Here is an 11,124-nt window from a genome sequence, read left to right on the forward strand (position 1 = left end):
CTACAATAAATCATCGTCCACAAGGAGCGTTTTATGAAGCCGGATAACAAGATCCCCGTACTCGACAAAATTTCAGATGAAATGAAAAGCGTGGTGAATTTTCATCGCGACGATCTCCCCCCGTGGCCCGCTGCCGATGACTTCGTGGCCCAACGAAAGTACTACATACATGAACGGCAATTCTGGAATGCTGATGCACCGCAAATGAGTACCCAGACGTGCGCGGTTTCCACCCGCTATGGCTCTGTTAACACACGTATTTATTCACCGCAGCCCCACAGCCAGGCCACGCTTTATTATTTACACGGCGGCGGCTTTATTCTCGGTAATCTGGATACGCACGATCGCATTATGCGTCTACTGGCGCACTACACGCAGTGCACAGTTATTGGCATCGACTACTCGCTGTCGCCAGAAGCGCGCTTCCCGCAGGCCATCGAAGAGACTGTCGCCGTCTGCCAGTATTTTCATCACCACGCCGACGACTATTCTCTCAATGTGAAACATATTGGTTTTGCCGGCGATTCTGCAGGCGCCATGCTGGCGCTCGCCAGTGCGCTGTGGTTGCGGGATAAACGCATTATCTGCGGTAAGGTGGCTGGGGTGCTGTTGTGGTATGGGCTGTACGGTCTGCAGGATTCACTTAGCCGCCGACTGATGGGCGGAGCGTGGGATGGCTTAGGACGAGAGGATTTGCAGATGTACGAAAACGCCTATCTGCGTAACGCCGACGATCGTGAGTCGCCGTATTATTGTCTGTTTAATAACGATCTTACACACGATGTGCCGCCCTGCTTTATCGCCAGCGCCGAGTTCGATCCGTTGATTGATGACAGCCGGTTACTTTTCCAGACGCTGCAGGCACATCAGCAGACCTGTCAGTATCAAATGTACCCCGGCATGCTGCACGCCTTCCTGCATTATTCGCGGATGATGAAAACCGCCGATGAGGCTCTGCAGGATGGCGCACGTTTCTTTAAGCAACAGCTTTAGCGGTAGGCTTCGGTCAGTTTCACCATCATTTCGATATGCTCCGGCGCGGCATTCAGCGCCGGAATATACTCATATTGCTTACCGCCAGCCTCGAGGAAAATCTCCCGGTTTTGTACCGCTATCTCTTCCAGCGTTTCGAGACAATCGGCCGCAAAGCCTGGGCACATCACCTGGATATGTCCGGTCCCTTTTTCCGCCAGCATTTTTAACGTTTCGTCAGTATATGGCGTCAGCCACGGCTCACGGCCAAAGCGTGACTGAAAGGTCATCATCACTTTTTCCGGGGCCAGGCCAAGCGCAGAGACCAGCTCACGGGTGGTATCACGGCAGCGCTGCGGATAATCGTCGCCTTCATCAGCATAGCGTTGTGGAATACCGTGATAGGAAAGCAGCAGTAAATCGGGTTCACCATGTTGAGCAAATGAATCGCGGGCGCTTTTGGCCAGCGCATCAATATAGCTGTTGTCATCCGCGTAATCACGGATAAAGGAAACCCCAGGAATACCGCGCTTACGCGCCAGGATACGCGCCAGCTCGTCCCAGACTGCCGCTACCGTCGAACAGGAGTATTGCGGGTACAGCGTTAACACCACAATGTGGTCAACACCGCTTGCCAGCAATTCATCAACCGCGCTTTCGAGCGATGGCGAACCGTAGCTCATTCCCAGTGCGACGGGCGTATCGGGTAAACGCTCCGCCAGTGCCTGCTGCTGCGCACGACTGTAAACCATCAGTGGAGAACCCTCCTCCATCCAGATTGACTGGTACAGCTTTGCCACACGCGGCGCACGCAGCGGCAGGATCACACCACGCAGCAACGGCCACCACAGTAGACGGGACGTATCAACTACGCGGGTATCGCTTAAAAACTGGCGCAGGTAACGTTTAACAGCTTCGGGGGTTGGGGCATCGGGAGTGCCGAGGTTTGCCAGCAGGATACCGGTTTTCGTCTGACGCATTACCGCCTCTTATCGATTCAAATTGTTGATAATTGTAGCGGAAAAGCGGGGAAGAAGAACTAATTGCTGTGAGAGGTAAGACGAGAATATGCCTGATGGCGCTGCGCTTATCAGGCCTACAAGATAATGGCAGGCCTGATAAGCGGTTTATTACGCGAAAAAATTAACCGAGGATTTTTTCCAGCGCTGCGCGCACGTCAGCCACGGCCTGGGTGCCGTCAACTTTCGCGTATTTGGTGTTACCCGCCTGCGCTTCTTTAGAGTAGTAGCCGATCAGCGGAGCAGTCATCTGATGGTATTCCACCAGGCGCTTACGTACGGTCTCTTCCTGATCGTCTTTACGGGTGGTCAGCTCTTCGCCAGTCACGTCGTCTTTACCTTCAACCTTAGGCGGGTTGAATTTGATGTGGTAAACGCGGCCAGAAGCAGCGTGTACGCGACGACCCACGATACGGTCAACGATCAGTTCGTCAGGTACGTCAAACTCCAGAACGTAGTCCACGTTGATGCCCGCTTCTTTCATGGCGTCTGCCTGCGGAATAGTACGCGGGAAGCCATCAAGCAGGAAACCATTGCGGCAGTCTTCCTGAGCAATACGCTCTTTTACCAGCGCGATCACCAGCTCATCAGTCACCAGCTTACCGGCGTCCATGATGTCTTTCGCTTGTTTGCCCAGCTCGGAGCCAGATTTCACGGCGGCACGCAGCATATCACCGGTGGAGATTTGCGGAATACCATACTTCTCCATGATGAACTGAGCCTGAGTTCCTTTACCCGCGCCCGGAGCGCCAAGCAGAATGATACGCATTACGAAAATCCCCTTAAAGGTTGTCGATATTTTTTAAAAAGCGCTAAACGATACCACCATCACGCAATTGGCTCAAGAAAGACGCCCGGCGCTGAAACGGTTAACGGTGGGAAAATTAAAAATAAGGCGAGCAAATGCCGGATCGCGGTGTAAACAGCGTATCCGGCATGAGATTGACGAGAGTGTAGGCCGGATAAGCGTTAGCGCCATCCGGCATCACATTGCGGGTATCAGGACACCAGCAACTGGTTCATACGACGGATGAACTGGTTCGGGTCTTCCAGCGTGCCGCGCTCAGCAAACAGCGCCTGATCCAGCAGCAGCTCAACCCATTCTTTGAACTGCGCTTCGTCCTGAGTATCCGCCGTGCGTTTTACCAACACGTGGTCCGGGTTCAGTTCAAAGATATATTTCACTTCCGGCACAGCCTGGCCCGCAGCGGCAAACAGCTTCGCCATCTGGGTGCTCATTTCGTCTGCGTCAGTGGTGACAATCGCTGGCGTATCGGTCAGACGGTGGGTTAGACGCACTTCTTTCACACGGTCGCCCAGCAGGGTTTTCACGCGCTCAACGAACGGCGTCAGCGCTTTTTCCGCTTCTTTTGCCGAGTCATCAACGTCATCTGCCAGCTTGTCGATAGACTCGTCAGCTTTGGCTACAGACTGGAATGCCTTACCGTCGAACTCGGTCAGGTAGTTCATCATCCACTCATCGATGCGGTCAGAAAGCAGCAGCACTTCGATGCCTTTCTTACGCAGCAGTTCCAGGTGCGGGCTGCTCTTCGCTGCCGCATAGCTGTCTGCGGTGATGTAGTAGATTTTCTCCTGCCCTTCTTTCATCCGCGACACGTAGTCTTCCAGCGACACGGTCTGTGCGGAGGAGTCAGTGTGCGTAGACGCGAAGCGCATCAGCTTAGCGATAGTTTCCTGGTTGGCGTGATCTTCAGCCGGGCCTTCTTTCAGCACCAGGCCGAACTGCTTCCAGAAGGTCTGGTATTTTTCCGCATCGTCTTTCGCCAGTTTTTCCAGCATCTGCAATACGCGTTTGGTCAGCGCGCTGCGCAGGTTACGGGTGACGGTGCTGTCCTGCAGGATCTCACGAGACACGTTCAGCGGCAGATCGTTGGAATCTATCAGACCGCGGACAAAGCGCAGATAGTTCGGCATGAACTGCTCGGCGTCGTCCATGATGAACACGCGCTGGACGTACAGTTTCAGACCATGCTTGTGATCGCGGTTCCACATATCCCACGGAGCCTGGGACGGGATGTACAGCAGGCTGGTGTACTCCTGCTTACCTTCCACACGGTTGTGGCTCCAGGTCAGCGGGTCAGTGAAGTCGTGGGCGATGTGCTTGTAGAATTCGTTGTACTCGTCGTCTTTGATTTCCGACTTGTTACGGGTCCACAGCGCCTGCGCCTTGTTGATCTTTTCCCAGGAAACCACGGTCTCGCCGTCTTTCTCTTCGGATTTTTCGATCTCTACCGGCAGCGCAATATGGTCGGAATATTTGCTGATGATGGAACGCACGCGCCAGTCATCCAGGAACTCGTCTTCGCCTTCGCGCAGATGCAGAGTGATTTCGGTACCGCGGTCTTCTTTGGTAATGTCGGCAACGGTGTATTCACCTTCGCCCGCAGATTCCCAGAACACACCGTTTTCAGGCTTATCACCCGCAGCACGGGTACGCACAGTGACTTTATCCGCCACAATAAATGCGGAGTAGAAGCCTACCCCGAACTGGCCGATCAACTGGCTGTCTTTCGCCTGATCGGAGCCCATGGATTCGAGGAAAGATTTGGTACCGGATTTCGCAATGGTCCCCAGATGATCGATAACGTCATCACGGTTCATCCCCACGCCGTTATCAGCAATGGTCAACGTACGCTTATCTTTATCGAAGGAAACACGTACACGCAGCTCACCATCACCTTCATACAGGTCCGGATTAGACAGGGCGCGGAAACGCAGCTTGTCTGCCGCATCCGAGGCGTTAGAGATAAGCTCACGCAGGAAGATTTCTTTATTGGAATACAGAGAATGGATCATCAGGTGCAGAAGCTGTTTTACTTCTGACTGAAAACCACGAGTTTCTTGTCCTTTCATGTAGATCTACCTCAACAATGCCATTTTTAATGGTAAAAACACGTTGAGGGTGAAATGGGGACAAGCGGGTAGGATTTCAAGCGGAAGCCGCCGTCGCGGCCTCCGTTTGTTCAGAATTTAATCTTGTGCCGTCCTGCCAGAGAGTGCGACAGTGTCGTACCGTCGACCATTTCCAGCTCGCCGCCTACCGGTACGCCATGAGCGATACGGCTGGCTTCAACGCCATATTGCATACAAAGCTCAGCAATATAGTTAGCGGTTGCCTCTCCTTCGACCGTGGGATTGGTCGCCAGGATCAGTTCGTTGATGTGTTCAGACGCCAGTCGCTGCTCCAGGCGATCGAGTCCGATATCATCAGGCCCGATGCCATCCAGCGGCGACAGGTGTCCCATCAGCACAAAGTAACGTCCGGAAAACTGCCCGGTTTGCTCAATGGCGTAGATGTCCGCCGGACTCTCCACCACGCAAATCTGACCATTTTCCTGGCGACGCGGGTTTGAACAGATGTTGCAGACGTCTTGCTCCGTGAAGGTGCGGCAATCGGCACAGTGGCCGATTTCCGACATCGCTTTCGTTAACGCCTGCGCCAGACGCATCCCGCCGCTGCGATCGCGCTGCAGGAGCGTGAACGCCATGCGCTGCGCCGACTTCGGGCCAACGCCCGGCAGACAGCGCAGTGCTTCCATCAGCTGAGTTAACAGCGGGCTGGTTTGCATCAGAACGGCATCTTAAAGCCAGGTGGCAGCTGCATACCGGAGGAAACAGAGGCCATTTTCTCTTTCTGCGTTTCTTCAATGCGACGTGCCGCATCGTTAAATGCTGCAGCGACCAGGTCTTCCAGCATCTCTTTGTCGTCTTCCAGCAGGCTTGGATCGATCTCCACACGACGGCAGTTATGCGCGCCGTTGATGGTCACTTTCACCAGACCTGCGCCAGATTCACCGGTGACTTCCAGCTTGGCGACTTCTTCTTGCATCTGCTGCATTTTTTCTTGCATCTGCTGGGCCTGTTTCATCAGGTTACCCAGACCGCCTTTACCAAACATAGGCTTCTCTCTCAATCACGTTAAGGGATGACGACCGTCAAACCATTAGGCTCACGATCAAATGGGGCGAATACTCTCTTCGTCCAGCTCCGCGTCGAAAAAACGACGCAGCGTCTGAATGTTATTATCCGCAATAATCGACTCACGCGCCTGCGCGAGTTTCTCTTCGTAAATGGCCTGACGCCATTCCAGCGGCGTACGCACCGCAGGATTATCATCTTCAACGATGGTCAATTCAACCGTTGACCCCGTTAAGGTACTCAATGCTTCGGCCAGTTTTTGCTGCGCGCCGCTGGAATTAAGATGGCGCTGCGTAGAACGCAGATGCAGGCAAACCACATTGCCATTTTCTTCTTTCCAGGCGTTCAGCGCTACCTGCTCCACCAGTTTGGGCAATGAAAGCTGACTCACCTGCGCAGCCCACGGGTCGCGCTCAATGGCTTCAGCCGCAAGCTTAGCGGCCAGCTCTGGCGTTTTTTCGTGCTCCAGCGCTTTTTTCAGCGCTTTCGGCGTGGCGACGACTTCTTTGACTTCTACAACCGGATTGGTCGCTTTCCAGCGGTAGGCTTCTTTTTTCGCCGGCGCTTTTTCCAGCGCAGAGACCGCAGGGCGCGCCTGAACACGTTCAGACACCGAAGCCAGTCTTTCCAGCGCAGCATTATTCACCGGCCGCGCGCGGGAAGCGGCTGCCGGTTCACTCTTTTTTGCTTTGGTCGCTCCCTGAGCGCGCTGCAACTGACTACGTGCCGCCAGCACCTGGCTGGTAGCGTCAGATAACGGCACATCATGATGCACCGGTGCAGACTGTTGCGGTGGGACCTGCGTCGGGGTCAGCACCGCGGTGGGGGCGGCCGGAGCAAACGACTGTCGCGGTACTTCAGGCTCCGGGAGCGGCTGGCGCGGATGAAAAGCCAGCGCACGCAGCAGCGTCATTTCGACACCCATTCGCCTGTCCGGCGCATACGGCAGTTCTTTGCGCCCAATTAACAACGTCTGGTAGTAAAGCTGTACATCGGTCGGAGGCACGGTCCGCGCCAGTTCGCGTAAACGCTGCTCAATTGCGGCCATATCACTGCCAAGCGCGGCGGGTGAAAGCTGTACCATCGCAATACGATGCAGCAAGGCCGACATTTCAACCAGCAACGCTTCCCATTCAATACCGCGTGCGGCGGCGTCGTGCAGCAGCGTCATAACGCGCTCACCATCTGCAGCAACAACCGCCTCAACGAGCGACAGCGCCTGATCGTCGTCCAGCGTGCCGAGCATGGTGCTGACCGCGTCGGTCGAGACCTGACCATCGCCGCTGGCGATCGCCTGATCGGTCAGACTCAGCGCATCGCGCAGGCTGCCGTCCGCGGCGCGAGCCAGCAACTGCAGCGCACGAGGCTCATGAGCGATATGCTCTTCTTTGAGGATATGCTCAAGCTGATGACGAATCTGCTCAACATCCAACGCCTTCAGGTGGAATTGCAGACAACGTGACAGGATAGTCACCGGTAGCTTCTGCGGATCGGTAGTCGCCAGCAGGAACTTAACGTGCGCGGGCGGCTCTTCGAGCGTTTTCAGCAAGGCGTTAAAACTGTGGCGCGACAGCATGTGCACTTCATCGATCAGATAGACCTTAAAGCGACCACGCGCTGGCGCATACTGGACGTTATCCAGCAGATCGCGGGTGTCTTCGACTTTGGTGCGCGACGCAGCATCGATCTCAATCAGATCGACAAAACGCCCCTGCTCGATTTCACGACAGTTATCACATACACCACAAGGCGTGGCCGTGATGCCGGTTTCACAGTTCAGTCCCTTCGCCAACAAACGGGCGATAGAGGTTTTTCCGACGCCACGGGTACCGGAAAAAAGATATGCATGATGAATACGCCCTAACGACAAGCCGTTCGCCAGTGCCGTCAGCACATGTTCCTGGCCGACGACGTCAGCAAAGGTTTGTGGGCGCCATTTTCGGGCTAAGACCTGATAACTCATTGGCAGGCTCTGAAAGGCTGGAGGGTGGATTCACAAGGGGGTAATGCTAACACAACCTCGCAGCGACGGCGAGGTTGACACGTTATATTCGGGCGTTATCGTTACAGCCAGTTTGGTTTCGGGCAGCGCGCAGAAACCGGAACGTACACGCAGTACGTGAGGATTTTGAGCACTGACCGGAGCCAGAATAGCAAAAAAGAGAGTCCGAACTTAGTGGCCCGGGAATGGGACCAGGCTGTAACAGGTCAGCCCCTGTTTTTCCAGGCGCTGTTCGCCACCCAGATCGAACAGATTAATGATGAAAGCAGCATCGGTCACTTCGCCGCCCAGACGACGGATCAGCTTCACGGTTGCTTCAATCGTGCCACCGGTTGCCAGCAGGTCGTCGACGACCAGAACTTTGTCGCCCGGGTTGATGGCATCAACGTGGATTTCCAGCTGATCGGTGCCGTATTCCAGCTCATAGCTCTCAGCAATGACTTCACGCGGAAGCTTACGCGGTTTACGCACGGGAACGAACCCGACGCCCAGACCCAACGCGACCGGTGCGCCAAACAGGAAGCCACGCGCTTCAGTGCCGACCACTTTGGTAATACCGGCATTTTTGTAACGCTCAACCAGCAATTCGATGCTGAGCGCGTACGCTTTCGGGTCTTCCAGCAAACTGGTGACATCACGGAAAAGAATGCCCGGTTTCGGGTAGTCGTGGATGCTTTTGATGCTATTTTTGAGAAACTCAAGCTGCTGTGCAGTCGCGGTCATAAGTTTGTGCCTGATTAATACAGTATTACTTCACGGCGCACTATACACTTCATCCTTCAAGCTACCTCTTTGTTGGCTGCCTTCATTCATCCCAGTCACTTACTGATGTAAGCTCCGGGGATTCATTCAGTTGCCGCCTCGACGTACCTTGAATGATTTTGTGTCTATATTAAGGGCCAGGGTTACATTTGCTTAACCTTTGCCCACCTGCGCCTGTGCTCGAAAACGGTCGAATTTACTGGCTGTGAGAGACAATTGCAACAGCGATTATTGTGCTTCAGTGCTTTTGTTGCTTTTCATCAACCACCGGGATTCGCCACATAAAAATCAGCAAACAGGCGAGAATCACCAGCAACAGCGCGCGAACCCACAACATAGTCACGAACCACAACGAAACGCTAAATGTCAGCACGATCAATAAAATAGCGCGAGGTTTGGCTCCCGGCGGCATCGCGCGGTGTTTTTGCCAGTGGCGCAAATAACCGCCGAACCACGAACGATAAAGCAGCCAGGCATGAAAGCGAGGCGATGAACGAGCAAAACACCAGGCGGCCAGCAGGATAAATGGCGTGGTCGGCAGCAGTGGCAATACAACGCCCAACGTGCCTAACACTACCGCTATCCAGCCAATGATGATTAGAATAATGCGTTGCATAATATGAGTACTTTACACAGAGAATCGCTACTTTAGCATAACAGTTCTCATTTTCATCGGAGTGTTGTCGTGAAAACCGTCATGCTACTACAGAAGCTCGAAAGTCAACTTAACAGCCTGCGCCAGCAATGTGCGCCTTTAGTTCATCACGCAACGCTCAGCGCCCGTTTCGATCGTCATCTTTTTCGTACTCGCAGCACGCTGTTGCAGGCTTGCCTGGATGAAGCTGGCGATAATCTTGCCGCCCTGCGTCGTGCCGTTGAGCAGCAACAATTGCCGCAAATTGCCTGGCTTGCTGAGCATCTTGCCTCACAATTAGAGGCGATTTCACGCGAATCCGCCACCTGGTCGCTCCGCGAGTGGGACAGCGCCTCGCCGGGTCTTGCCCGCTGGCAACGTAAACGCGTTCAGCATCAGGAATTTGAACGGCGTCTGGTTGAGATGACACGTGACCGTAAAGAGCGATTAGCTCAGGCCTCGGGGTTTGAGGAGCAGCAAAAGCTGCACCGAGAAGTCGAGGCGTTCGAAGCACGACTGGCACGCTGCCGTCATGCGCTGGCAAGAATTGACAACGTGCTGGCACGTTTAACCCGCTAATCACCGGAGAATTTATGTCCCTTGAAAACGCCCCGGACGACGTCAAACTGGCCGTCGATTTGATTGTTTTGCTTGAGGAGAATCAGCTACCAGCGCGCACAGTGCTACGCGCGCTGGAGATCGTTATGCGTGATTATGAAAACAAGCTTAAAACTGCGGAAGACACCTCGCAAACTGGTTAATTGCCCTCTGGTCTGCCATTGGCTTCGGTGTCAGAGTCGTCGCAACATCACGACGATAACGGACCGATCATGGAACGACTCCCCACCACACCGCACGATGCAGTCTTTCGGCAAATGCTGACGCAAAAAGAGGTCGCCCGAGATTTTTTGCAAATCCATTTGCCTGAAGCATTTCTCAATATATGCGATATGGCGACATTAACGCTGGAATCAGGCAGCTTTATTGAGGACGATTTACGCACCTGCTATTCAGATATCCTCTATTCCCTGCAAACAAAACATGGACTCGGCTACGTTTACGCGCTGATTGAACATCAGAGCAAACCCGATAAATTCATGGCCTTTCGCCTGATGCGCTACGCTATTGCCGCCATGCAGCATCACCTTAACGCCGGGCATAAAACGCTACCTCTGGTTGTCCCTGTCCTGTTTTACCATGGCACGGAAAGTCCGTGGCCCTATACCCTTAACTGGCATCACCTGTTTAGCGAGCCAAAGCTTGCGCAAGCGCTTTATGGCAATGAATTTGCACTGGTAGACCTGACCGTAATGCCAGATAATCAGATCCTGCAGCATCAACGGGTAGCGATGCTGGAACTCCTGCAAAAACATATTCGTCGACGGGATCTGAGCGAATTATTGGATCAACTTATTACGCTCTTAACGCAAGAGCATCTGACAGAATATCAAATCGACGTTTTGATTAATTACATGCTTAAAGCAGGAAATACCACGGAACCCGGCGTACTTGTCCGCCAACTGGCGCAGAGTGCGCCACAGTACAAGGAACAGCTGATGACAATTGCCGAATGGTTGGAAGAAAAAGGTAGAGCAGAAGGCATGCAGCAAGGTCTGGAAAAAGGTCTGGAAAAAGGGTTAGAAGAAGGTCGGCAGGTTGAAGCGCGTAATATCGCACAAAAAATGCTCGCCCGCGGTCTGGAACCGGATCTGATTACGCACCTTACGGGCCTGACGCAGGAAGAACTGGTCGCGCTGACGCACTAAATGCAATCAGGGCGGCATATTTGCCGCCCT

12 protein-coding genes and 1 other annotated feature are annotated in these 11,124 nt (G+C 53.9%); of the genes, 4 read left to right on the forward strand and 8 right to left on the reverse strand.

Going from position 1 to position 11,124, the window contains the following annotated elements:
• The first annotated feature begins 33 nt into the window (after positions 1-33).
• Positions 34-993, forward strand: a complete 960-nt coding sequence (gene aes, locus HV261_RS20305) for an acetyl esterase (RefSeq protein WP_202039276.1) — start codon at positions 34-36, stop codon at positions 991-993.
• Here the strand turns inward: aes and hemH are convergent.
• The 8 genes from hemH to HV261_RS20345 form a co-directional block, all read right to left on the reverse strand.
• Positions 990-1,952 (reverse strand): ferrochelatase, encoded by a 963-nt coding sequence (hemH, locus tag HV261_RS20310; RefSeq protein ID WP_202039277.1) that lies wholly within the window; start codon positions 1,950-1,952, stop codon positions 990-992. The genes aes and hemH overlap by 4 nt on opposite strands.
• Before the next feature lie 163 nt (positions 1,953-2,115).
• Positions 2,116-2,760, reverse strand: coding sequence for an adenylate kinase (gene adk / locus HV261_RS20315; protein ID WP_003021773.1), 645 nt, complete (start codon positions 2,758-2,760; stop codon positions 2,116-2,118).
• Positions 2,761-2,990: 230 nt separating this feature from the next.
• Positions 2,991-4,865, reverse strand: coding sequence for a molecular chaperone HtpG (gene htpG / locus HV261_RS20320; RefSeq protein WP_137384604.1), 1,875 nt, complete (start codon positions 4,863-4,865; stop codon positions 2,991-2,993).
• 110 nt (positions 4,866-4,975) lie between these two features.
• Positions 4,976-5,581, reverse strand: a complete 606-nt coding sequence (gene recR, locus HV261_RS20325) for a recombination mediator RecR (RefSeq protein ID WP_079938353.1) — start codon at positions 5,579-5,581, stop codon at positions 4,976-4,978.
• Positions 5,581-5,910 (reverse strand): YbaB/EbfC family nucleoid-associated protein, encoded by a 330-nt coding sequence (locus tag HV261_RS20330; RefSeq protein WP_003021764.1) that lies wholly within the window; start codon positions 5,908-5,910, stop codon positions 5,581-5,583. Before HV261_RS20330 ends, recR begins: the two co-directional genes overlap by 1 nt.
• A 57-nt stretch (positions 5,911-5,967) precedes the next feature.
• Positions 5,968-7,893, reverse strand: coding sequence for a DNA polymerase III subunit gamma/tau (gene dnaX, locus HV261_RS20335; protein WP_202039278.1), 1,926 nt, complete (start codon positions 7,891-7,893; stop codon positions 5,968-5,970).
• Positions 6,571-6,635: a sequence feature (DnaX frameshifting element), on the reverse strand. Its footprint overlaps the gene before it by 65 nt.
• 210 nt (positions 7,894-8,103) lie before the next feature.
• Positions 8,104-8,655, reverse strand: a complete 552-nt coding sequence (gene apt / locus HV261_RS20340; RefSeq protein ID WP_202039279.1) for an adenine phosphoribosyltransferase — start codon at positions 8,653-8,655, stop codon at positions 8,104-8,106.
• 277 nt (positions 8,656-8,932) lie between these two features.
• Entirely contained in the window at positions 8,933-9,310 is a 378-nt protein-coding gene (locus tag HV261_RS20345; protein WP_202039280.1) for a DUF454 family protein, read from the reverse strand.
• A 69-nt stretch (positions 9,311-9,379) separates the two neighbouring features.
• On the opposite strand from HV261_RS20345, the gene priC reads away from it, so the two are divergent.
• The 3 genes from priC to HV261_RS20360 all read left to right on the forward strand — a co-directional run bounded on the left by priC (position 9,380) and on the right by HV261_RS20360 (position 11,094).
• Positions 9,380-9,907 carry a primosomal replication protein N'' gene (priC, locus tag HV261_RS20350; RefSeq protein WP_202039281.1) on the forward strand — a complete coding sequence of 176 codons (528 nt, stop codon included), beginning with the start codon at positions 9,380-9,382 and terminating at the stop codon, positions 9,905-9,907.
• A gap of 14 nt (positions 9,908-9,921) precedes the next feature.
• Positions 9,922-10,089, forward strand: a complete 168-nt coding sequence (gene rsmS / locus HV261_RS20355) for a pleiotropic regulatory protein RsmS (RefSeq protein ID WP_202039282.1) — start codon at positions 9,922-9,924, stop codon at positions 10,087-10,089.
• 69 nt (positions 10,090-10,158) lie between these two features.
• Positions 10,159-11,094, forward strand: coding sequence for an Rpn family recombination-promoting nuclease/putative transposase (locus HV261_RS20360; protein ID WP_202039283.1), 936 nt, complete (start codon positions 10,159-10,161; stop codon positions 11,092-11,094).
• Positions 11,095-11,124 lie beyond the last annotated feature (30 nt).

Origin of the sequence: Citrobacter sp. RHBSTW-00671 (assembly GCF_014103415.1) — a bacterium.
In the GTDB taxonomy this organism is placed as follows: Bacteria; Pseudomonadota; Gammaproteobacteria; order Enterobacterales; family Enterobacteriaceae; genus Citrobacter.